Raw genomic sequence first — 23,489 nt, 5'->3', positions numbered from 1 at the left:
TCATTTCAGTGTCCCGCCCCGTTTACCTTACCTCGTTCGCAAGTCTATTGGGCGACTTGGGACACGGCTGACATCAGCTCCTGCGGGCTTGGCGCCCCAAACATGTATCGCCCACCCTCTGGAACCTCCGTGAAGCTCCAGCGGACGATCCCCTGCCGGTCCAGCAGGAACTGACCGACCAGTTGTCCGTGTCCCGTTGCCACCATCTGCTCGTCGGCTTCGGTCACTTCGTAATGGTCCATCTTGTTGAGGATTTCCGTGGCCGCAATAGGATCCATAGGACCGGGCAACTCGCCTGGTACGTCGACCCGCATATCCTTTACCGCTGCCATCGAGACCTTGTACGGCCAGTTCGTCTCGTTTTGGGTGAATTCGAGATTGGGCAGTCCAAAAGCACGATGTGAAGCGCGCTCAGGGTCGGAGGCCGCAAGCAGATTCGGCATCGGGTGGTAGCGGAAATAGAGGCGCGCCCGTTCGATCGGGGTGTTGACCACCGTCAGGCTCTCCACGCCCTTTTCGCGCAGCTCCGGATCAAGCCGCGCCTGGGCGGCGATATAGCGCCGGCAAAACGCACAATGCAGACCTCGAAACAGGCCGACCAGCACCGGTTTTTGTCCGCGATAGTCGTCAAGCGCGATCTTGCCTTCCTGGGTAATGGCGTCGAGTACCAAGTTCGGCGCACGGTCGCCCGGTTGAAGCGGTACCAAGTCACTACGCGCGGACATTTCCAACCTCCAACCCGGCTAGTCGAGAAAAGGCAGCACCACAAGCGCTTCCGGGTCGAGCCCGTGCTGGGCGCATATGCCCTGCGCCAGGGAAAAGTAGCGTTCGGCCTCGGCCAGATTGTCGAGGTCGAGATTAAGCGTTGCGAGACCATCATAGCACGGAAACAGCAGTTGGGGTTCGCCCGTTTCGCGGGCTACGTCCAGTGCTTCGTGGAACAAGCCGACCGCCAGTTCCGGACGGCCGTGGCACTGGTGAATCTGCCCAAGCACGATCAACGGCACCGCCAGGTGCTCGCGCTGGTCGAGCGCCCGGTCGATCTCGATGGCCTTCTCGGCAGCAGGCACGCCCTCCGTTGGACAGCGATCCGTGAAAGTACAACAAGCGACAGCCAGATTGGCGAGAAGGCGCGCCTGGAAACCCAAATCACCAATATGGCGCGCCACTTCAAGACCGCGCCGACAGACCTCCATCGCCTGTGCCGGATCGATAGTCGTGTAAAGCACGCCGAGATTGGTGTAGCCGCGACAGGCCGCGCCCAGTAGACCGGCGGCTTCGGCCAATTCAATGCTACGCTCAACCTGTCGCACGGCTTCACGGCTTCGCCCAAGGCGAGCCAGCGCAACAGCCTTGGTATTAAGTGCCTCGGCGGTCACAAGAGTGGCATCACATCCTACCTCGGAGACATGCTCCGTTGTCAGAGTGCGTACGCAATCCAGCGCCGCGTCTGCCCATTTTACCGCGAGAGCGTGATCTCCGCTACGGAACGCCTGTCGGCCACGTTCTTGCCAGAGTTGCGCTTGCTCGATCGGAGCATCCGCTCCATCGAGGAGCGCTGCCGCTTCAGCATAGCGGGATTCTGCGTTGTCCCGCTTGCCGACGTCCCAGAGCAGCCGACCGATCTTACGCAAAACTCGCGCCGAAGCGACACGATTGGCTGACTCGCGGTATGCCTGCAACACCGTCTCGTAGTGGTGGTGCGCGATCTCGCGGCGGCCTACCGGGCCGCTCAAATCGGCAATGCGCTCTGCAATTGCCAGTTTGAGCGGTGTTTGCCCGATCGCGCCCAACGCAGTCAGTGCTCGATCGTAGAAACGAAGGGCGTCGTCGTTGGCGTATATCATGCGAGCGCGATCGCCCGCCGCCTGCAGGTAATGCGCGCCCTTCTCCCGCTCGGCGCTCTGTGCGAAATGATAACCGAGCACGGTCAAATCCTCGAGCCGTTCCGGCTTGTCGCCGCACAGTTGCTCCAAGGCAGCGCCGACCCGCCCGTGGATGTCGGTCCGGCGTTGCAGGAGCAGATTCTGGTAGATCACGTCCTGCAGCAGTGTTTGCGTAAAGCGGTAGCCTTGCGACGAGACCGAGCCTGATCCGGCAATTTCCTCGATGATTTCCGCATCGCAAAGCAGTTCGCAGCCGGCTTCTAGCCGGCCAGGGTCGGCTGTGACGGTTTTCAGAAGTGTGGCATTGAAGCGCGGGCCGATTACCGCGGCTTCCTGGGCCAACCGGCGCGCCTCTTGGGGCAGCCGGTCGACGCGAGCAAGCAACATTGCCTGGATAGTGGCGGGAATGCCGGTTGCCACTTCGCCTGCCACAGTCCGCCATCGCTGGCCCTCGCGCATCAGTACACCGCGATCGATAAGGCCGCGAACGATCTCCTCTACAAAAAAGGGGTTGCCGCCCGCGCGCTCGAGGATCTGGTCGAGAAGCCCTCCCGCGGAGTTTACCCAGCTCTCGCCGAAAAGCGCCGCCAGCAGGCTGCGTCCGTCATCGCTGTTGAGGGGCGAAAGCCTCAGCGCTGTGTGACTGACCCGACTTGAGTCGAGCTGGTCATTGTCCGGCGCCGGACGATGCGTGACCAGCACCATCAACCGCGTGCGCACTAACCTGTCCATCACGAAACGTAGTGCCTCGAGCGACACGGCGTCGGCCCAGTGCAGGTCTTCGACGACAATCAACAGCGGCGACAACGCAAGCCGCCGTTCGATGATTGTGCGGACTGCGTAGAGAATTTGCCGCCGCAGCTGCTCGGGCTCGACATGCTGCAAGGTGGTATCGGGGTCGCCAAGGCCAAGCACATGGTAGAGCAAAGGCATCAGCCGCTTCGCCTCCTCGCCCTGCAGGCCGAGATCGGCAAGCAAGCCTGCGAGCTTCCCCCGCATTTCGTCCCCATTGTCGTTTTGCATCATCCCGGCAGCGCTGCGCACCACTGCGCCCAAGGCGCCAAATGATTGTTCGCCCAGCGGTGAGCACGTGGCCTGCCGCACGGCGACGTTGCGAAAACGATCCTCGTCGCCGACGCGGGCGACGAACTCGTTCACCAGCCGCGATTTCCCGATACCGGCTTCTCCGACGAGGCGGACAAGTTGGGCCGAGCCGCCGCACGCCTGGTCAAGGCTCGCCAGCATTCTATTGAGCTCCGCACCACGACCTATTATCGGCGCACTGAGGCCGAGCGCCTCGAGCCCACGCGCTGCACGCGGCGCCGCAAGCGGTGCATCCAGTCGATGGACGAGCACACTGCCAGCCTTGCCGCGAAGCACGACATCACCCAGCGACTCGTAAGAGAAGGCGTGCCGGGTCAGCCTGTGAGTGAGCTCGCCTACCAGCACCTCACCCGGTGCGGCCAGCGATTGCAGGCGTTGCGCCGTATTCACTGTATCGCCGGTCACCGAATAGGATTTGGCGGTGCCGACGCCCAATCCGCCAGTGACGACCGGACCAGTGTTTATGCCGATATGGAGCGACAGAGGCGAGCCGGAGTGGGGGGTGCTTTCGCCGAGCCGCGCCGTCCGGGCGATCATGTCGAGAGCGGCGCGAAGCGCACGTTCCGGATCGTCCTCATGCGCGACCGGCGCACCGAACAAAGCGAGCAGTGCATCGCCGATGAATTTGTCGACGAAACCGCCAAAGTTTCGCACGGCCGCCGTCAATTCCTTGAACAGTTCGTTCTGCAGCGCTTGCATGACCTCGGGGTCGAACTGCTCGCTGAGTGTTGTGAAGCCGCAAAGGTCGGCGAACAGGACCGTTACCGTCCGGCGATCGGCGTCAGAGACGGGATACTGCCCATCTTCGCTTTCGATGTTCGGAAGCAGCGACGGAGTTCGAGAAGGCTGCACAATGGTCCGGCTTGGCGTCGGAGCAGGCCGTTCGACGGCTTTTGCGGGCGCACCGACGCTTGCCCCACATTTCGGACAGAACTCGAAATCAGGTGCGCAGCGGTAGCCGCAACTGGCACATGGCACGGGCTGGCGCCTGCCACACCTCGGACAGAAAGCGTAACCGCCCTCAACCTCGAAACCGCAGCCCGAGCAGTCCATCGAACAAGACCTCACTAGGGGCCGTGACGGCGTGATCTCGCTACGCACTTCACGGCCAAGGTTCACAAGAATGAACCGATAGCCGTCGACCAGCAAGCGGCAGCGCAAATGGGCATCGAGCGATCCGTGTGGGTCCGGTGGCAGAGCGCTGCCGATCGAGGCGGAAGCCGTCGTCGAAATCCCGAAAGGCATCAGCGTCGAGGAAGCGGCCGGATCAGACGCCAGAGGCTCACCGATAGATCGCCGTCGCTTGCGGTTTCGCACCAGAAAATCAGCCTGAAGTAGGCTCAGTTCGCCTTGATCTCTGCCTGGCCGATCTTGCGCCATCGGGCGTTTTCGCGAACCAGCTTCAGGTCGTCGGTCGCCTCGGCAAACGTCCGCAAACGGTATTGCCGGAGCAGGGCCGGGAAGAGCGCCCCTTCCGGCAGGCCGGCAAGCTGCTCGCGGACCGAGATCTTTTCGTCGATGACCCGCATGCCCCAGGCATTTTCCCGAACCTGCAATTCCGCAGCCAGATCGCGCTCTTCCGGCGCGTTTTCATCTAGCGCAGCCAGCAGGATCGAATGGAAAAGCGCTACATAACCAATCTGTCTCAGGCCGCCCACAACTCGCACGCGCGGCAATATGGCAAGGACCAGGAACATCAGGAACAAGTTCGGCAGCAGCACTCCGTCCAGCAGCGCCTGCCTGAGATGCGGCCGCTCGAACGGAATGGAAAGACCATGCGGCCTGCCAGGCTCGATCAGGTGCCCGTTCTCGAGGACGAGCTTGCGCACGCGCTCCTCGCGGATGCCCCAGAAATAGGCCGTGGCATTGGGCAGGAACCTGCCAAATGGGCTCGATGCGGCTGCTTGCAAGGCACGTTCGAGACGCTGGCGCCTTGCGGGCTCAAGGAGCAGCCTGGAAACAAGGCTGCCGTCATGTTCCAGATGCCGCGCCATGGCAGAAGCGGCGAGCCGATCATCGATGAAAATCGGCTGGGCCATGCCGGAACGATCCCAATCGGCGACCAGATCCTCGTTGAGGGCTATCAGCGCATCGGCGGCGGTTCCAAACACCTTGTCCTGGCTGGCAAGCAGTGTGCCCAGCCAGCGGCTGGCATCCGTTTCGTCGCCCACCGCTTCGAGCGCGCGCTTGTTGAGGGAGACGGGACCGGCCACGCAGGCGCTTTTGCGGCACAGTTTGTGGCGCCCCATTCCAAACAGGTTAACCTTGTCGTCGCCGACATCGAGCCATCCCGGCCCCTCCCGGCCAATTGTCTCCATGGTCATCGTCGTTCCCATGAAGCTGAAGAAGGCCGACAGCCCGTTTTCGACCGCGCCGAGCCAGGCAAGCAGGAGGGCATCGAAGGTGATCCGGTCCATCAGAAGCAGGCAGTGCAGGCCGGACTGAATCACCGGTCTGTGCTCGAACTCTTCGAGGGCCTTGCCGATCTCTTCGGGCTGCATGAACACCTCAAGGCGCTGATGCAGGACTTCGCGCAGGATCGAGCGGGCAGCGATTGCCGGGCCCGATGCAGGCCTTGCCACCGGCCGCCACACATGGCGGGCATAATCTGAAACCGGCGCATTCCAGTTCTGCTCGATGTCACGCACGACTTCCGGGCAGAGCAGCGACAGCACCGCCAGAATTTCCACCGGAGGCGTAGGGGTTGGGTCAAAGACGGCGGTCATTGGTCCCGTCTAGCCGCTTGCGGTGCAAACGCCAAGGGAGACCAGACAACAGCGGATATCAGAACCGCAGCCGGGCCATGCTCAGGAGGTCGTGGTACTGCCCGTCGGTAAACCCGGCCTTCACATGCCGGCCTTCGACCTCGAAGCCGTGGCTTGTGTAGAGACGGACGGCCGGCTCGTTGTCGGCAAAGACGGTCAATTCGACTCGCTTCAGGGCGCGCCAGTTGTCGGCCACGTCAAGCAGCGCGCCAAGTATGGCAGAGCCGATACCCTTGCCGACAAAGGCATCGTCAAGCCCGATATTGATCTCACCGATATGCGAACGGCGCGGCGAACCCTGCACGACCAGGCTGCCATGGCCGACGACCTTGCCGTCCAACTCGGCAACGATCCAGGTGGTTTCCTGGCCGGACTTGGCGATGCGCCGCTCCACCTGCTCCACCATCTCGAAGGGCATCCTGAGCGTGCCCCAGCGGAAGCCCGGCATGTTGAAGATAGCGCAAAGCGCCTCCGCATCGCTTAGCCGGACGGACCGGAGCTGCGGCTGGATTTTCTTTGGGGATGGCGAGGTCGTGCTGGTCATGGCTTTCCCGGCAAAGGCGATCGGCCCGGCACGATGCACCGGACGTCACCTGAAAATCCAGCGGTCTCTTCAACCTATGACGCCGATTGCGAGCTAAAATACCGAGAGGCGGCGTAGAATTTGAAGACGCCGCTGATGCCGATCCAGCCGAAAAGGCCGAGCCAGCACAATGTCCTGGTCGCTGTCCAGTCAATCCGGTGCACCGCAGCGTCGGTGATAACGAGGCCAAGGATGGCAAGCAGGCCAGTGAGAAACTGCGCCAGGCCGAGCACCAGCAGTTCCTCGCGCGGCGCGCTTCTCCAGACGAGATATACACCGCCCGCACCGGCCAGGAAGATGGCGCTGTAGACCTGAGCATGGAAGGCATCGATCGGCCATGGCCAGAGGCTGCCGAATGTCAGGGGAAACAGCAACAGGCCTAGGCCATAGAGCCCAAGGATCGCCGATTCCACCGGCATGTAGCCGCGCCATGCCGGATTTAAGGTCACGCCTTTTGCAGAAGGACGGGCCTTGGCCCTCCACAGGAACAGCCCGGATACCGCGACCGAAGCGAGATAGACCAAACACCAGAGCCAGGGCGCTTTGCGCTCGAAGTTGAAATAGCCGAGATTGATGAACGAAGCCAGCGACACGATGACGGTGAAGATGAAGGCCATGACGAGCACGAGCCTGCCGGGCGACCAGCGATTCCAGACCAGCAGCGCCGCCATCACGACCATTTCGGCGGTGTAGAAGCCGCCGAGGAAGCGGGCATTGAACGGCGTGACGGCCCAAGGCCAGCGCGGCTTGACCAGCACAGGCGCGAAAAACAGGCCGGCGCCTACGATCAGCACGATGATGACCACCACAGAGAATAGGCGCAGGGCCGCGGGAAATGGCGGGTTGTTGGATGTCGGCATGGGAGAAAGTCCCCAAGATGAATGCCCCATGGACCATCATAGTGCCGCTTGCGGCCGGTGAAAATCCGCCGAATGGAAATTGAACTGTCACCATGCCCATCTATTCGATTGGCCGTAGGATGCGTTTCGAAGTAAGATGGAGTACTGGGACCAAAGACGCCTCCGGGGGCGCATTTTCCGGAGCCTGCACGATGAACGAAGCTCAGGATCTGTTCTCGCTTCTGCGGCAATCGACCGGTGTCGATCCGCAGGCAATCGACGCGATCAAGCGAACCATCGCGGAGGGCAAGGACCGCGAACTTTGCCGCATCAATGCGCCAGCCTTCGCCAGCAAGCATGGCCTCGACGAGGAACGCGCCATAAGCGCCTTTCTCCATGCGGCACGGGTAGGCATCTTCGACATTTCCTGGAATGTTCTATGCCCCGGCTGTGGCGGCGTGCTCGACACAAACGCCACGCTGAAAACCCTGCAGAAGGACGAATACACCTGCGCGCTGTGCTCCGAGGGCTATTCGCCGACCCTCGACGAGATGGTCGAGGTGACATTCACCGTCAGTCCCCGCGTGCGCAGGATTGCCGCCCACAATCCACACGAACTGCCCTTGCTGGAATATTACCGCCAGATCTACTGGGCGTCCGGCGTCGATCTGCCGGAAGAGGATTTCGCGAAAAAGATCGAAGCGTTCTCGCTGGAGGATATCGAGCTTGCCCCCGGCGAAAAGGCGGTTCTGCCCATACAGCTTCCGTCTGAATTCGTCATCGTCTTCGAGCCGGTCACCCATTCAGCACAGTTCATCGACGTGAAGGGCGAACCAACAAAAGAGCGCCGAAGCCTCTCTTTGGTCTTCGACCGCGACCATGTCCAGAACCAGACGCTGGAGATGCAACCCGGCCCGTTGCGCATTTCGCTGGAGAACAGGACCGACACACGCGTGCTGCCGACGGTCTTCATCGCCGGCCAGGAATTGCATGGTCTCCTGGGTAAACGCCGGCCCTTCCTGACCGCCAAGCGCCTGCTCACCAACCAGACGTTCCGCGATCTCTATCGCACGGATACGCTCGACATCGACCAGCGCCTGAAAATCACCAGCCTGACCTTCCTGTTCACCGACCTGCGCGGATCGACCGAGCTTTACGAGCGGGTGGGCGATCTTTCGGCCTTCGATCTCGTGCGCGTGCATTTCCAGGTTCTGCACGAGATCGTTGCGGCGGAGGCAGGCGCGGTGGTCAAGACGATCGGTGATGCGGTGATGGCGACCTTCGCGACGCCTGATCGTGCGATTGCTGCGGCCCTCAGGATGCGCGATGCCATGCGTGAGCTCAACGACAAGAGCGGGCGCGAGGATCTGCTGCTCAAGATCGGAGTCCATGCCGGCCCGTGCATCGCCGTGTCCATGAACGAGCGACAGGACTATTTCGGCCAGACGGTCAACATTGCTTCGCGGGTCCAGAACCTTGCCAATGCACAGGCGATCTTCGCCACTCGTGCCGTGGTCGGCGACAATCTCACCGCCGATCTGTTGAACAGGAACGCGCTGACGCCCGTGCCCCACGAGGTCTCGCTGCGCGGCATCGAGCGGGAGATAGCAGTATTTATGATCCCCTGAAGATTTGGCCCCGAAGATTTGGCCGCCAAATGTTTGGGCCGTCTCGGCCCCTCACACGCGCCTGCAGACAAAATAACGATCGGCGGGCACCGAAGGCGGCGGCTGGAGGCGTTGCAACAGCGGGTGCTCGAGGGGCGTGCCGCTGACCGCGAAGCCGCCGACGCGAAGCAGGCGCGCGATCAGATCGGGAAGCCAGGTAGAGGTCACTGCGTCGCGATCGTCATAGCCGGTGCCGATGTCAGCATGAACGAGAGCCGCGTCGATGCCAATGAACCTCTTCGCCGTCTCGCGTATTTCGCCGAGCACGAAGTCTTCAGCGTCGGGAATTGAGCTGGCGTGTGCGCTAAGTTCGCGGTCGAACACCACGATCCGGCGTCCGGGCAGGCGCTCGCGCAGATGGTGGTACGTCCGGCCGTTGCCGAGGCCGAGCTCGAGCACCGGCCCTTCCATCTTCGCCACCTCGGGGCAAACCTGATCGAGAATGTCGCGCTGTGCGGTCATCCTGCTGATGAAATTCTCAAGGCGAGTCATATGCGTGTGTGTCCTGAAACCAGCTCAAGAGATCAGCAATGCCCGCGACCAGAGCGGTTCACGGGTGAAACCCGAGGGCGACATGTTAACCGCCGATCGCGTCCCGGCACGTATAGAGGCGAACGATGAACCCTGCAATAACCGAACAGGCTGCCGACAGGATCATACCGGGTGGAGCGGGTGGCCCGGCGCGCGGCGGAATAGCGATCTCACTTGTAGGGATCTGCGGCGTCCCGCAGGCCGTCGCCGAGGAAGTTGAACGCCAGGATGACGAGAATGACGGGGAGCATCGGCAAAAGCAGCCATGGATAGAACGCGATGACGCTGACGCTGCGCGCCTCCGTGAGCAGGATGCCCCAGCTGGTTATCGGCGCCCTCAGGCCGAGCCCGAGGAAGCTCAGCGCCGTCTCGCCCAGGATCATGCCGGGTATGGAGATCGTCGCCGTCGCGATCAGATGCGACATGAAGCCGGGAATGAGATGCCGCCCGATGATGCGGCTGCTTCTGGCGCCCATCAATTGCGCAGCCAGAACGTAATCCTCCTCGCGCAACGCTAGAAGCTTCGAACGCACGGCCCGCGCCAATCCGGTCCAGTCGAGTAGCCCGAGGATGACGGTGATGCCGAAATAGATCAGGATCGGACTCCAGGTTATCGGCATGATCGCCGCCAGAGCCAGCCATAGCGGAATGCTGGGGATTGACTGCAGAACTTCGATTATCCGTTGAACGATCAGGTCGAATATACCGCCGTGATAGCCGGCCAGTCCGCCAATGACGATGCCGAGCAGGAAGCTGAAACTGATGCCGACGAGGCCGATTGTCAGTGAAATGCGTGCGCCATAGATGATGCGCGAGAGCACGTCGCGCCCCAGCCTGTCAGTGCCGGCCAGAAAGAGCTGGCCGTTTTCGGCAGGGCAGACAAAATGCCTGTCACCTTCGATCAGGCCCCAGAACCGATAACTGTCGCCCTTGCAGAAGAAACGGATCCGCTGAACATCATCTTGATTCTCGATGTAGTTCCGCTTGAGCGTGTCCATATCCAGCGTCATCTGGCGGCCATAAACGAACGGCCCGACGAACTGGCCGTTGTGGAACAGGTGCACCCGCTGCGGCGGCGAATAGATGTAGTCCATGTTGCGCGTGTGCAGATTGTAGGGGGCCAGGAACTCGCAGATCAGTATTCCGAAATAAAGCGCTGCCAGGAATATGCCTGAAATAACGGCAAGCCGGTGCTCCCGGAATTTCCACCACATCAGCCGCAACTGCGACGCCTGAAAGACCTTCGACTGCTCCGGCGTCATCGCCTCGACCGACTCCAGGTCAAAGGGCGCGGTGGAAACGTAGTGTTGCAGCGGAGCACCCGGAGCGGGCAGCGGCGAATGCGTGCTCATTTGGTGCTTCCGCCCTGCAAACGAATTCTTGGATCAAGCAGCGCCAGCGCCAGGTCGGAAATCAGGACACCGATGACCGTCAGGAAGGCGAGGAACATGAGGAACGACCCTGCCAGGTACATGTCCTGGCTTTGCAGCGCCTTGATCAGCATCGGCCCGGTCGTTTCCAAAGACAGCACGATCGCCGTGATTTCGGCGCCGGAGATGATGGCCGGCAGGATAGAGCCGATGTCGGAAATGAAGAAATTGAGCGCCATGCGCAGCGGATATTTGACCAGCGCCTTGAACGGATGAAGTCCCTTGGCGCGCGCGGTCACGACATATTGCTTGTGTAGCTCGTCGAGAAGATTGGCGCGCAGCCGCCGGATCATGCTTGCCGTGCCCCCGGTGCCGATGATCAAGACCGGAATCCAGAGATGGGCGAGGATCGACTTCGCCTTGGCCCAGCTCATCGGCTCGCCGAGATATTGCTGGTCCATGAGATGGCCGATGGATGTGCCGAACCAGATGTTGGCGAAATACATCAGGATCAGCGCCAGCATGAAGTTCGGAATGGCAAGGCCGAGAAGGCCGAAGAGAGTCAGGCCGTAGTCGCCCCAGCTGTATTGATGCGTGGCGGAGTACATGCCGATCGGAAAGGCGATGAGCCAGGTGAAGATGATCGTGACGAAGGAAACCAGCACAGTCAGCCACATTCGGTCCCCGACGACGTCGCGGACCGGCAGCTCATATTCGAAGGAATAGCCAAAATCGCCGCGCAGCATCCCGCCGACCCAATAGAAGTAGCGAATGACCGGTGGCTGGTCGAAACCATAGTCCTTGCGCATCATCTCGATGCGATCGGAATCCACCGCTTCGCCCTGAGCCCGAAGCTCGGCAACATAGCTGTCGAAATAGTCGCCGGGTGGAAGTTCGATGATCGTGAACACCAGTGCCGATATGACCAGCAGCGTTGGAACCATCACGGCAATGCGCCAGACAAAATATCGAAGCACGCTCAGGACTCTCCAAGCCAGAATGTATCCGGCATGTAGACACCGAAATAGGCGGTCGGGTCGTAGCCGTAGAGCGCCTTGTCAGGCAGATTGCGCAGCCGCGAGGACGCCAGAACCGGCTGATGCGTTCCGTTCACGGTGCCGATCGAAAACACCTGGTCGGTGTAGATCGACAGCATTGAATTCCAGATTTCGGCACGCTCCGTGGCTTCGGTCGATGCCTTCCAGCGTTTGAGCAAAGCCATCAGCTCGACCACAGGCGGAAGATCGGGCGCCTCACCGACCTTGCCATGAGACAAGTGGTGAGCACCCCAGAGCGGCCATTGCAGCTGGTCGTCCATAGTTGGGGCCAACTGGTACGGGTTCATGTCGGCGGTCGGCACGCCATTGTCGATGCCCGACCACATCGACATCATGATCTGGCCGCCAAGCGCGCGGCTGCGGAAGATATCGCGCTGCGAAGTCCGGATGAACAGGGCGATCCCGATCTTGCGCCAGTGATCGGTGATGAGTTCGAGCGCGTCGGTTTCCAGCGTGCTTTCGCCGGCCGTCTCCACTATGATCTGCGCTGGGCGTCCGTCGGGAAGTATCCGCAGGCCGTCATCGTCACGCGTCTGAAGCCCGGCCTCGTCGAGCAGGGCATTGGCCTGGTCGGGATCATGGGCGACCCAGGCTTTCGCGAATTCCGGCCGGTAGAGCGGGCTCTCCGGCAGGACCGTATCGGCACTTTCCTGCCCCAGTCCGTAGAACACGGCCAAATTGATCTCGCGCCTATCCACAGCGAGCGAAAGGGCGCGGCGCACGCGAACGTCACGAAGAAGGCCGCGCCACACCTGGTCGGCACAATTCAGATTGGGCAGCAGCGCCAGCCGCGAACCCTGTGTGCGTTTCCAGAGATGCATCTTCACCGGGTAGCGCTTCTCCGCATCCTTCAGGAAGGAGTAGTCGGTGAAGTCAATTCCCATGCTTTGCAGGTCGCTCTCGCCCGCACCGGTCTTGGCGGAAATGATCGCCGGCGAGCTGACATTCATGACAATCCGGTCAACATAGGGCATTTGCCGGCCATTCTCGTCTATTCGATGAAAGAACGGGTTGCGCTCGAAGACGAATTGCTCGGCCGGGGGCTTGGTCCGGTTCCGCCATGGATCGAGCGTCGGCAGTTCCGGGTTCTCCGGGCGATACTGCCGCGACATGCGGATATGCAGGAGCGTCCATTTCTTGGCCCGGTTCTCCTTCATCAGGCCGGCGAGCCGAAATGGATCCTGGTATTTCTTGTGGAACTGCTTGAGATAGGTGGCCGGCAGAACCAGCGATAGCGGCGAAGCAGCAGCAAGCTTGGGCAGGAAGTCGGGATTGGGCGCATCCCAACTATAGCGGACCGTCGACGGATCGACGATCTCGAAGCGTGGCGGCTTGGCGTTCGCCAGCAGGGCAGGGGCAAGCCCGCCTTGCGAAAGCTCATCGTTCAGCCAGACATCTTCCCAGCAATAGCGAAAATCCTCCGGCGTCAGCAGGCTACCGTCAGACCATTTATGGCCCTCCCGAATCTTGAAAGTGAAGACGCGATCATCCGCTACGTCGAAATTTTCGAGAATGTCGGCTTGCAAGTTGAGCTTTTCGTCATAGCCGACCAGGCGAGCATACCCGTAGATCGTCATCATCCGGATATCTTTCTGGCTGCCGATGATCGTGCGCAGCGTGCCGCCATACTGGCCGGGCTGCCGGCCCATCGCGGCGAGGTTCAACGCGCGCGGGCTCTTGGGCAAGCGTTCGGCGAGTGCCGGCAGCGCCTTGGCCTTCAGCTGCGGCTGAAGAAATTCCGGCTCCAGATCGCCGGCGCGCGACGTGCCCGGCAGAAACGCCGAAGCCATAAGTCCAAGGACGGTGCGCCGGCTGATCAATGGCGTAACTCGCTGACATCGGCCGTACGCCGGGCCAGCACGAGGTGGCCGCCGCCAAGGTCGAGCGGCGACAGCATATCCTTGTCGCTCTCGTCGCGGAATTGCGGTCCCCATGCGCTGGTGTCGGAAGCGCCGTCGAGCTTCAGCGTTTTGAAGTCCATCGGCCTGTCGAGATCGGGGAAAGGTACTGCGGCGACCAGTGAGCGCGTGTAGGGGTGGACCGGTTTCCTAAGCAGAATTTCGCGCGGCGCGAGCTCGACGATACGGCCGCCGCACATCACCGCGATGCGGTCTGCCATGTAGTCCACCACCGCCAGGTTGTGGGATATGAACAGGTAAGTCAGGCCCAGTTCCTTCTGCAGGTCCTTCAGAAGGTTCAGGATCTGCGCCTGGACGGAGACATCGAGTGCCGAAACCGGCTCGTCGCAGATCAGGAGTTCAGGCCCCAGCGCCAACGCGCGCGCGATGCCGATACGCTGACGCTGCCCGCCGGAGAAACTGTGCGGATAACGCTTTATGAAGCGCGGATCGAGCCCGATTGCCTGCATCAGGCTCTTGACCGTGACGAGTCGGGACGCGGCATTGCCACGTTGATGGATTTCCAGCGGCTCGCTCAAGATGTTCTCCACCGTCATGCGAGGTGAAAGCGACGAAACCGGGTCCTGGAAGACCATCTGGATTTTCGCGCGCAGCATGCGCAGGGCGTCTCCCTCGGCTTCCAGGACGTCGATCGGACCATCGCTGCCGTTGAAGATCACAGAGCCGCCGCTTGGTGTGACAGCCCGCATGAGGACTTTGCTGACGGTGGTTTTGCCGGAGCCGCTTTCGCCGACAAGACCCAGACACTCACCCCGCCTGATATCGAAGCTCACGCCGTCGACGGCGCGAACAGAGGTTTGATGATCTCCGCCGAACCATCCGGACTTGCGGATGGTGAAGGTCTTTGTCAGATCCCTGACCGACAGCAGGATGTCGTCCGGCCCCTTCGATGCCGGCGCCGTCTGCTTGCCGAGCAGGTTCCCGACATTCACCGGCACCTCGCGGAGCGCCTTTAGCCTTTCGCCAGGCTTCAGGTCGAAATGCGGAACGGCTGCCATCAGGCCCTTCAGGTAAGGGTGGCCTGGCCGGCGGAATATCGCCTCGACAGGTCCCGCTTCCATGATCTCGCCATGGTACATGACCACCACCTCGTCGGCGACATTGGCGACCACGCCAAGGTCGTGCGTGATCAGCAGCATCGCCATGTTCAGCTTGGCCTGAAGCCCGCGCAGCAATTGCAGGATTTGCGCCTGGATGGTGACGTCCAACGCCGTTGTCGGCTCGTCGGCGATCAACAGGGCGGGCCGGCAGATAAGCGCCATGGCGATCATGGCGCGTTGACGCAATCCTCCCGAAAGTTCAAACGGATACATGTCATAGGCGCGCTTGGGGTTGGGAAAGCCGACAAGGTCGAGCATTTCCTCGGCCCGCGCCTTGCGCTCCGCCCGCGCCATGGGCGTATGAATCTGCAGGGATTCGCTTACCTGATTGCCGACCGTGTGCAGCGGCGACAGTGATGTCATCGGCTCCTGAAAGATCTTGCCGATGCGGCTGCCTCTCAACGCCCGGATTTCGGGTCCGTCACGCGGCATCTGCAGGATATCCTGCGTCGTGCCGGGCTTTTCAGGATCGGAAAACAGGATACGGCCGCGAACATGGGCTGTGTTCGGCAAAATGCCCATCACTGCCTGGCTGAGAACCGATTTTCCGGAACCGGACTCACCTACAAGCGCAGTGACCTTGCCGGGCAAGACGCGAAGATTTGCACGTCTGACGGCATGCAACGGTCCGCCGATAATGGCAAAAGAGATGCCAACATCCTCGATCCGCAGCAGATCAACACCCGAATTCATTCTCACACCAGCCCCACTCTGGCAGCCCGCCGGGCGGCGGGCCCAGAAGGCGAGACTAACGCATTGGCAGCGCAGAGCAACTTGGATTCGAAATCGGTCGCCAGTTCCCTGGCGGAACCGGCGACCGGGACTGCGCACCAAAGGCGTTCGGATCAGATCGTGGCGGTTACTGGAGCTTCCTCCGGTCGGCCGCCGACAGCCGCGCTGCATCGCGATGAAGCAGCATGACCTGCTCGGCGTCGGATATTCGGTCGTGAATCGGCTCCAGCGCACCGTCTTCATCGAGTGCGAGAGCACCCGACAGATCGGGTGAAAGCACCGTCAGCTTCTGTTTGACGCCCGCCAGTTCCTCGTTGCCGAGCGTCAGCCAGCTGTTGGCGCCGCAATAGCTGGCGAAGTCTTTGCTGGCGAGAACGCTGTGCGGATATTTCTTGGTCAGGGTCTGGAGGCGCTGGACCTCGTTTACAGCCGAGCCGAAGACAGAGAATGTGAGCCGGTCCGTAAGCCCGACATTGCCGAACATCACATTGCCGACATGCAGGCCGATGCCAAAGTTTATGTCGCCCAATCCCTGCTCCTTTCTGCGCAGATTGAGATCTTTCATGCGCGCCGTGGCCTTGTGCGCTGCCGCAAGAGCAGCCTGGCAGGCGATCTCGGACTGCGAGCGGTGCCTTTCGCAAGGGAAGACGGCAATGAAGCCATCCCCCAGGAAACTCATGATCTGCCCGCCTCTGCGATTGAAAGGTGCAGCAATGGCATCGAAGAACTGGTTCAGCGTATCGATGTAGATTTCGCGGCCGGAAGTTTCGGCAAGCCTTGTCGAGCCGCGCATATCGGCCATGACCAGTGCGGCCCGGATTGTGTCGCCCTCGCCGCGCTTGATCTGGCCGTCCAGCACGCGCCTGCCGGCGTCGCCGCCGAGATACGTGGTCATCATGTTGTCGGCCAGCTTGGTGAGCACCGCCATCTTCGTTGCGATAGCGAGATGGTTCTGGATGCGCAGCAGCGCTGAAATCATGCTGTCGCTGAAGCCTGCAGCGCTGTCGGTCGACCAGGACCCGAGCATGCCCTGACTGGTATTGCCGTTGAAGGGATGCACGAATGCCATGTAGTCGGTCACGCCCATAAGCCTGAGGTCATCGAAAACAGGAAATTCCGACGGTACCGACGGGTCGAGCCGGCGCCGCAGATGGTCGAGCTTGTTGCTGAGCAGATGGTAGTATGGGCTGGTCAGGAATCTGTCAGAATGAGCGCCGTCCTCTTTGCGGAAGCCTTCCACTTCCATGCCCTGGCCGCGAAGCCAGGTGAAGCCAAGCGCGTCATAAAGCGGATGAAGCATCGAAAAGCTCAAATGCACCCGCTTCAGCGGCAGGCCGGCAGCAGCCAGCCGTTCACAAAAACCCTTTACCAATGTTTCCAGGGTGTCGCCCGCCAGCGCCGATTGGGTGAGCCAATCGGCAACCTTGTCCATGAGAATGCTGGAAATTTCTGCTTGCGCTGTGCTCATGCTGTCTTGAGACCCGTCGAAGACGAGCCATTCTCCTTTGATCCGCCCCAACACCGTCCGCTAACGACCCCAGGGATAAGACCCTCGAAGTCAATGAATCCGGCTTTGGGCAAAAGCCGGCGAGGGGCATTATGTGGCGAGGCTGCCGGGGGAGTGCAATCACGATCCTGACATCAGGCAAAAAAACTCGCCGGCTCAGACGCGGTCAGGCCTTCACCACCGTCTCTCGGGCCAGCCCGAGGCGGCCAAAAACATTGCGTGTGTCGATGATCAGAAGAGCGTGATCAGCGATCGCCTGATAGTCGATCGCGTCGTGGTCGGTTGCAATGACGACAGCATCGAAATCCTTCAATGCCGCCTCGGTCAATTCGACCGAGCGCCGCCCCTTGATCGCCATATGCTCCCGTGTCGTCGGGATCTCGGAAACATGCGGATCGTGGAATTCCGCCTTGCCGCCCCATTCCTCGATGAGTTCAATGAGCCGCAATGAGGGGCTCTCGCGGATGTCGGGCACATTCTTCTTGTAGGCGAGCCCGATGATGAGAATGCGCGAGCGGCTGAGCGCCTTGCCGCAGCGCTGGTCCAGCGCCTTCGCCAGTTCATCGACCACATGACGCGGCATGGCCGTGTTGATCTCTGCCGCCAGCTCGATGAAGCGGGTCGGCATTTCGTATTCGCGCGCCTTCCACGTCAGGTAGAAGGGATCGATCGGAACGCAGTGCCCGCCGAGTCCGGGGCCAGGATAAAAAGGCATGTAGCCGAAGGGCTTGCTCTTTGCCGCCTCGATCACCTCCCAGATGTCGATACCCATCGCACCGAGCACGACCTTCAACTCGTTGACCAGGGCTATGTTGACCGAGCGGAAGATGTTTTCCGTCAGCTTGACCGCCTCGGCGGTCGCCGTGGTGGAAACCGGAACGACGGTCTTGACCACGCCCTGGTAGAAAGCCTGCACGAGTATCGCCGCTTCAATGCCGTCGCCTGCCACGACCTTGGGGATTGTCGCGACTTCAAAGCTGCGGTTGCCGGGATCCTCGCGTTCGGGCGAGAAACCGAGGAAGAAGTCTATCTTCGACTGCAAGCCGGTCTCTTCCAGTATCGGCTTGATCACGTCGTCGGTGGTGCCGGGATAGGTGGTCGATTCCAGCACGATCAGCTGGCCGAGACGCAAATGCTTCGCGACGGTGCCTGCCGTGTTCCTGACAAAGGAGAGGTCCGGCTCACGGTTTTTCGTCAGCGGTGTCGGAACGCAGATGATGATGACATCGCAGACGGCCAGTTCGGCAAAATCCGCAGTGCCGCGGAACCGTCCGCTCGCCACCTGGCCGGCAAGGGCTGTCGACGTCACCGCCTCAATGTAGGATTGGCCGTTGTTCAGGCTCTCGACCTTCTGGGCTTCGATGTCGAAGCCGGAAACCGGGAAGCCGACGCGTGCGATCGCAACTGCCAGCGGCAACCCGACATAGCCCAGCCCGATCACACCGACTTGCGCGGCGCGTGTCGAAATCAGGTTCAGAAGACGGTCATATGTCGATCGTGAGGCGTCCAAAAATCTGCTTTCCGTCAATTCGGACAGGCCGTCCGCGCCCATGGCGAGGCTCACCTGGTTGCCCAAGAACCCGAGGCATATTGCGGAAAATCGATTTCCGCAAGCTGTCGTCAGACCGGCACCTTCGCCTTCAGGCTTGCGGCGGCCATCGCATAGCCGCCGGCGGCGCCATCGATGAAATGAACGTGATCGCGCTGCAGCGGCGAGGCGACGAGGCATGTCATCAAGGCCGATTTCTGGCGGTGCAGGCCATAGTTGCAGATGCCCGCCTCTTCCGCCTGTTTCAGCCGGTTCTCGATCCGTCGCAACACATCCGCGTCAACGTCGATAGTCATCTTCAAGCCGTCGTCGAACTTCCGGAAATCCGAATTGCTGGCCACGTCGCGTTTGTAGATCTTCGGATCGAAGCTGCCGATCGTCCAGCCATATCTATCGGTGACAGCCGTAAGCGTCAGCTGGAACAATATCCACAGCTTCGACAGCCACCGCCATCCTGCCGGCGCCATGGCCCGCGCCTCGATATCGAGGCCGGCGGGCGAAAAACTGTAGGCCGGACCGTTCACCGGCAACGGGTGGCCATCGCGTTCCTGCCCCCCGGCAAGGGCGATGATGTCGGAAGCCAAAGACTGAAAACCGCGCAAGTCGCGCGACGGCCCCGGGATGGCTATGATCGAGACGATTTCGCCGTGCCGGGCGTCGATCGGGTTCCAGCGGCAGGAGAGGCCGGTAAGATCCGGCCGTGTGCCGGCTGGCGCAGGATCGATGCGGTAGCGCCCCGCTTTCATCTCGGCTTCCGCCCAACTGCCGCCACCGCCCGCGAACATGGCATAGAAGACCGCTTCGGAGGCCCGGAACCTCGCCACGCGAACGTCGAGGCCTTGCGCTCTTATATCCTCTATCGGCACGATTGCGGCACGCAAGGTCAGGTCCAGTTCGTCCGCCACCCATCTCTGGACAGCGGCCAGCGCGTTGCGGGTGATCTCCAGAGCCGAGCCGGGAAACGCCACGAGCGCGCCGTCGCCGCCGAAGACAAAGGGAAGATCCCGCCGACCCAGCGCATTGAGCAGCGCCGAGATAACGCTGGCGCCGGCCATATTGACGGTTTTATAGCGCCCAGCGTTGATCGCCTTGGTCGAGCCGACAATATCGGCGGTGGCCAGCGCCCAGCCATCCGGGAGAGGCCGATAGTTATCGATATCGGCAACGCTTTCGAACCTTGCGAAGACCGGCAAAGAAGCGACAAACGGATCGGACGCTGCAGCTGTTTCCATGAGCATCAGATACCACATTCCACTGCTTGAAAGTGAGTCGATCATGCTTCGAAATTGACTTGCGCAGGCTTTCCGATGATAGGGTCGGGCGATGCGAATTGCCTTCTACGCGCCGCTGAAGTCGCCCAATCATCCCGTTGCCTCCGGCGACCGCCAGATGGCACGGACGCTGGTCAAGGCGCTGGAGCATGCAGGGCATAGCGTCGAACTAGCATCCGAATTGCGCTTCTATCTACGCGAACCGGTTCCGAAAATTTTCGATGCGCTCAAGATCGAAGCCCGAGAGGAAGCCGCGCGGCTGACAAAGCTTTGGGATCGTGACGGCAAGCCCGATCTCTGGTTCTCCTATCATCCCTATTACAAGGCGCCCGACCTGATCGGACCCGAGCTGGCGTCGGCCTTTGCTATCCCCTGTGTGACAGCGGAAGCCTCCTATTCGAGGCGGCGCAACGCCGGTTTGTGGGCCGACACGCAAGCGTTGGTGGCGCGAGCCGTCGAACAGGCAGCGCTGAACATCTGCTTCACGCAAAGGGATCGTCAGGGACTGGCAGATGCGATTCCCGACGCCGCTCTCGGTATGCTCTCGCCCTTCATCGACACATCGGCATTCCGGGAAATGCCGGCACGGGGTTGTCCGACGCGCCTCGTTACCGTCGCCATGATGCGCCCGGGCGACAAAGTCGAAAGCTATCGCATGCTGGCGCAGGCGCTCGGTCCGATCGGCCACCTGCCCTGGACCATGTCGGTCGTCGGGGATGGGCCTGCCCGTGACGAGGTCAAAGCGCAATTCGCCGGCTTGCCCGGCGATCGTATCGTATGGCTTGGCGCGATTGAGCCGGCCGCCGTCGCGGATGTCCTCTACAGTGGGGGAATTTACGTCTGGCCGGGTTACGGCGAGGCCTATGGCGTTGCCTATCTTGAAGCACAGGCCGCCGGCCTTCCGGTGGTGGCTCAGGCCATCGCCGGCGTGCCGGAGGTCGTGCGGGATGGCCAGACCGGGTTTCTCACCCCGCCGGGCGATGTGGCGGCGTTCGCTTCTGCCATTGAAAGGCTTCTCACCCGTAACGACGAAAGAACCATCATGGCCGCGGAAGCCAGACGTTTCATCCTCGAAGAACGTTCCCTCGGTGTTGCAGCGGGGCGTCTGGCCGAACTTCTTGCGAAGATCCCGGTCTCATGACATCCGATCGGATCTGGCAGCCCTTGGTGGAAGAACTGGCGTGCCGGCGACGGGCGGACCGTAAGGCAGAGTTCTGGCTGCGTGACGATGACGCCGTGGATCCGACGCCTGCGCTCGATCGGCTGCTCGACCTCACCGGTGAATTCGCGGTTCCGGTCACTCTGGCCGTCATTCCGGCCCTGACTGATGAGAAGCTTGTCGTCCGGCTTGACGAGGCGCCGCATGCCGCGGTCGCCATCCATGGCTGGGCGCACCGAAATCATGCGCCCGAGGACCAGAAAAAGCAGGAGCTCGGCGCGCATCGGCCACGCGAGGCGGTGCTCGATGATCTGGCTCGCGGGCTGTCGCACGTAACCGGCCTGCACGGCGCACGTGCCGTTCCGATGCTGGTGCCACCCTGGAACAGGATCGACGCCGGCTTGGTACCCAACCTTGGATCGATAGGATTTGCGGCATTGTCGGTCTATGGGCCGCCGAAGCCGGCTCCACTGGCGGTCATCAACAGCAATGTCGACATCATGGATTGGCATGGCACGCGCGGCTGCCGCGATCATGGCCTATTGGTTCAGGCTATCGTCGCGCAATTGCAGCGTGCAATCGCCGGCGGCGAACCGGTCGGCCTGCTCACCCACCATCTCGTGCATGATGAATCGGCCTGGCTGTTCCTCGAACGGCTGTTCACAGTCACCGCACAGACTGAAGCCTGCGCATGGCTTCCGATCGGGACATTGATCGGGCGTAGCGCCAGTAGAGGAAAATAGCTCAGCGCTTTTTGTGCAACGAGCCCGGAAATTCGAGCGTCTGGCCATCCCGAGCGGCAAAAGCGCCGGCAAACCTGTCTTTGGCCAGTTGCTCGATCTCGTCCAGTTGCTCGTCGGTGCGTGTCGGATCGTGGTGAAACAGCGCAAGCCGCCGCGCACCGGCCGCCTCACAGAGCTTGACGCCCTGTTGCCAGGTCGAGTGCCCGTTACCGCGGCGGCGTTTCATTTCCTGGTCGGTGTAGGTGCAATCGTAAATGACGAGGTCGGCATCTTCGATCAGGGCGAGCACCGCCTGATCGAGTTTGTCCGGCTCGTGCTCAGTGTCTGTGATCACCGCCACGACCCGGCCGCCCCATTCGACCCGGTAGCCTATGCAGCCGCCCGGATGGATAAGACTGCCGGTTCGGACCACCACCCCTTCGCGCGGGCGAAGCACGTCTCCGGATACGAAATCGCAGCAGTCGAGGCTTGCCTTGCAGATCTCCAGTTTCACCGGAAACCACGGCGGCCGCATGAACTCATCGACCATCTGCCGGGTCGTCATGCGTCCTGCAAGATGCCCGGACCAAAGCGTAAGCTTGACGCTCCGGTCATAGATCGGCGCAAAAAACGGCAGCCCGATGATGTGATCGTAATGGCAATGGGTGAAAAGCAGGTCGAAATCGGTCACGCCTGACGCCCGAAGTGCGGCGCCGGCAGGCCGTAGGCCAGAGCCCGCGTCGAACAGAAGCGTATGCTTGCCGCATCGCATCTCAATGCAGCTCGTGTTGCCGCCATAGCGAGAGAATTCTGGCCCTGATACCGGAGTGCTGCCGCGCACGCCCCAAAACCTGACCAGGAAAACTTCGTAGTCCATGCTACCCCTTCCCAGTCCCCGTCGCCCATCGTAGTCAATCAACTGCTGCTAGGCGAGACAGGTTTTCTCCGGGCGACCTTCTCAGCAAGAGGCGTGCCATCGCGACGGCGAGGATCGAGCGCACGTCATCCGTTATTTTGTGCTTCGTGCGTCGATCAGATCCGCGGTCGTATGGCTTAGGCGATCGGCAAGAACCCGCAATATCTCGATGGACATTTCCGGGAACTCCCTCATAAGCCTCAGGAAATGATCCTTGCGGATCCTCAAGACTTCCAGCGGACTTGCCGCTCTGACGGTGGCGGTGCGAGAGCTGTTGCACAATATGGCGATCTCGCCAACAATCGAATTTGGCTCCAGTTCGGCAACTTTTATCGGTCCGCTGTCGGAATCGACCAGAATATCCGCCCTGCCTGAAAGGATGACATAGGCGGCGTCTCCCTCGTCGCCCTGCCGGAAAAGGATTTGGCCGGCGCCGTAGCTCACACGATCGGATGTGAACGCAAGCAGCTTGAGCTTTGTCGGGTCGATGGCAGAGAACAAGGGAACGCGTTGCAGCATTGCAACTTCATCCTTGAGCAGCATTGTCGCAAACCTTCCCAAAATTCGCGTTTGCCAGACTAGAGCAACGGACGCCCTGATGGAATGAATTCTGTTTCCGGGATGGCGAGACGAACCGCGCGAAAGGTGGCGAGCCCGATGTCGTGCGATCGGGCGATGCCGCCTGGAAATGGCGTCGGCCAACCGGAAACCCGAAGAGCCGGGTGAATTTGCGGCAGGCCCTTCGGGTTTCGGCGGGATGTAGCCTTGCTGCGCCCTTCGTCGAATCCCTTGACCGTGCAGTAAATTCCCA

Annotated in this window: 18 protein-coding genes; 3 read left to right on the top strand and 15 right to left on the bottom strand. The window is 61.2% G+C overall.

Annotated features, from left to right (window positions below; translation table 11 throughout):
* Positions 1–44: 44 nt before the first annotated feature.
* The 5 genes from AC0L28_RS04090 to AC0L28_RS04070 form a co-directional block, all read right to left on the bottom strand.
* The gene (locus AC0L28_RS04090) at positions 45–725 is read right to left on the bottom strand and encodes a redoxin domain-containing protein (RefSeq protein WP_023797979.1); all 681 of its coding nucleotides are present in this window, start codon (positions 723–725) and stop codon (positions 45–47) included.
* Positions 726–743: 18 nt separating this feature from the next.
* Complete coding sequence (locus AC0L28_RS04085) at positions 744–4,043, bottom strand: ATP-binding protein (protein WP_473475849.1); 3,300 nt, start codon at positions 4,041–4,043, stop codon at positions 744–746.
* A gap of 287 nt (positions 4,044–4,330) precedes the next feature.
* Positions 4,331–5,716, bottom strand: a complete 1,386-nt coding sequence (locus AC0L28_RS04080) for a hypothetical protein (protein ID WP_023797977.1) — start codon at positions 5,714–5,716, stop codon at positions 4,331–4,333.
* Positions 5,717–5,774: 58 nt separating this feature from the next.
* Complete coding sequence (locus AC0L28_RS04075; RefSeq protein ID WP_128168936.1) at positions 5,775–6,299, bottom strand: GNAT family N-acetyltransferase; 525 nt, start codon at positions 6,297–6,299, stop codon at positions 5,775–5,777.
* Positions 6,300–6,373: 74 nt separating this feature from the next.
* Complete coding sequence (locus tag AC0L28_RS04070) at positions 6,374–7,198, bottom strand: hypothetical protein (RefSeq protein ID WP_473475672.1); 825 nt, start codon at positions 7,196–7,198, stop codon at positions 6,374–6,376.
* Positions 7,199–7,389: 191 nt separating this feature from the next.
* On the opposite strand from AC0L28_RS04070, the gene AC0L28_RS04065 reads away from it, so the two are divergent.
* Positions 7,390–8,805, top strand: coding sequence for an adenylate/guanylate cyclase domain-containing protein (locus AC0L28_RS04065; RefSeq protein ID WP_023797974.1), 1,416 nt, complete (start codon positions 7,390–7,392; stop codon positions 8,803–8,805).
* A gap of 51 nt (positions 8,806–8,856) precedes the next feature.
* Here AC0L28_RS04065 and AC0L28_RS04060 read toward each other — a convergent pair whose 3' ends face one another.
* From AC0L28_RS04060 to AC0L28_RS04025, 8 genes are all read right to left on the bottom strand, one after another.
* Complete coding sequence (locus AC0L28_RS04060; RefSeq protein ID WP_128173712.1) at positions 8,857–9,336, bottom strand: class I SAM-dependent methyltransferase; 480 nt, start codon at positions 9,334–9,336, stop codon at positions 8,857–8,859.
* A gap of 209 nt (positions 9,337–9,545) precedes the next feature.
* Positions 9,546–10,727, bottom strand: a complete 1,182-nt coding sequence (locus AC0L28_RS04055) for an ABC transporter permease (protein ID WP_091594734.1) — start codon at positions 10,725–10,727, stop codon at positions 9,546–9,548.
* Positions 10,724–11,722 carry an ABC transporter permease gene (locus tag AC0L28_RS04050; RefSeq protein ID WP_023797971.1) on the bottom strand — a complete coding sequence of 333 codons (999 nt, stop codon included), beginning with the start codon at positions 11,720–11,722 and terminating at the stop codon, positions 10,724–10,726. The genes AC0L28_RS04055 and AC0L28_RS04050 overlap by 4 nt, the downstream gene beginning before the upstream one ends.
* Positions 11,723–11,724: 2 nt before the next feature.
* Positions 11,725–13,623 (bottom strand): ABC transporter substrate-binding protein, encoded by a 1,899-nt coding sequence (locus tag AC0L28_RS04045; RefSeq protein WP_473475666.1) that lies wholly within the window; start codon positions 13,621–13,623, stop codon positions 11,725–11,727.
* Positions 13,620–15,515: an ABC transporter ATP-binding protein gene (locus tag AC0L28_RS04040; RefSeq protein WP_023797969.1), complete on the bottom strand. Its 1,896-nt coding sequence runs from the start codon at positions 15,513–15,515 to the stop codon at positions 13,620–13,622. The genes AC0L28_RS04045 and AC0L28_RS04040 overlap by 4 nt, the downstream gene beginning before the upstream one ends.
* A 166-nt stretch (positions 15,516–15,681) precedes the next feature.
* Positions 15,682–17,022, bottom strand: a complete 1,341-nt coding sequence (locus AC0L28_RS04035; RefSeq protein ID WP_473475663.1) for an adenylate/guanylate cyclase domain-containing protein — start codon at positions 17,020–17,022, stop codon at positions 15,682–15,684.
* A 205-nt stretch (positions 17,023–17,227) separates the two neighbouring features.
* The gene (locus AC0L28_RS04030) at positions 17,228–18,571 is read right to left on the bottom strand and encodes a nucleotide sugar dehydrogenase (RefSeq protein ID WP_473475846.1); all 1,344 of its coding nucleotides are present in this window, start codon (positions 18,569–18,571) and stop codon (positions 17,228–17,230) included.
* A gap of 110 nt (positions 18,572–18,681) precedes the next feature.
* On the bottom strand, positions 18,682–19,860 hold the full coding sequence (locus tag AC0L28_RS04025; protein ID WP_031254510.1) for a DUF3095 domain-containing protein: 1,179 nt from the start codon (positions 19,858–19,860) through the stop codon (positions 18,682–18,684).
* 73 nt (positions 19,861–19,933) lie between these two features.
* On the opposite strand from AC0L28_RS04025, the gene AC0L28_RS04020 reads away from it, so the two are divergent.
* Both AC0L28_RS04020 and AC0L28_RS04015 read left to right on the top strand, forming a co-directional pair.
* Positions 19,934–21,022 (top strand): glycosyltransferase family 4 protein, encoded by a 1,089-nt coding sequence (locus tag AC0L28_RS04020; RefSeq protein WP_023797965.1) that lies wholly within the window; start codon positions 19,934–19,936, stop codon positions 21,020–21,022.
* Positions 21,019–21,783 carry a polysaccharide deacetylase family protein gene (locus AC0L28_RS04015; protein WP_023797964.1) on the top strand — a complete coding sequence of 255 codons (765 nt, stop codon included), beginning with the start codon at positions 21,019–21,021 and terminating at the stop codon, positions 21,781–21,783. Before AC0L28_RS04020 ends, AC0L28_RS04015 begins: the two co-directional genes overlap by 4 nt.
* Before the next feature lies 1 nt (position 21,784).
* On the opposite strand, the gene AC0L28_RS04010 is transcribed toward AC0L28_RS04015, so the two are convergent.
* Both AC0L28_RS04010 and AC0L28_RS04005 read right to left on the bottom strand, forming a co-directional pair.
* Positions 21,785–22,639, bottom strand: coding sequence for an MBL fold metallo-hydrolase (locus tag AC0L28_RS04010; RefSeq protein WP_473475659.1), 855 nt, complete (start codon positions 22,637–22,639; stop codon positions 21,785–21,787).
* Between the two features lie 132 nt (positions 22,640–22,771).
* Positions 22,772–23,221: a cyclic nucleotide-binding domain-containing protein gene (locus AC0L28_RS04005; protein WP_023797962.1), complete on the bottom strand. Its 450-nt coding sequence runs from the start codon at positions 23,219–23,221 to the stop codon at positions 22,772–22,774.
* Positions 23,222–23,489: the final 268 nt, after the last annotated feature.

This window comes from Mesorhizobium sp. WSM4847, assembly GCF_055811335.1.
This window is presented reverse-complemented; position numbering and strand designations above follow the sequence as displayed.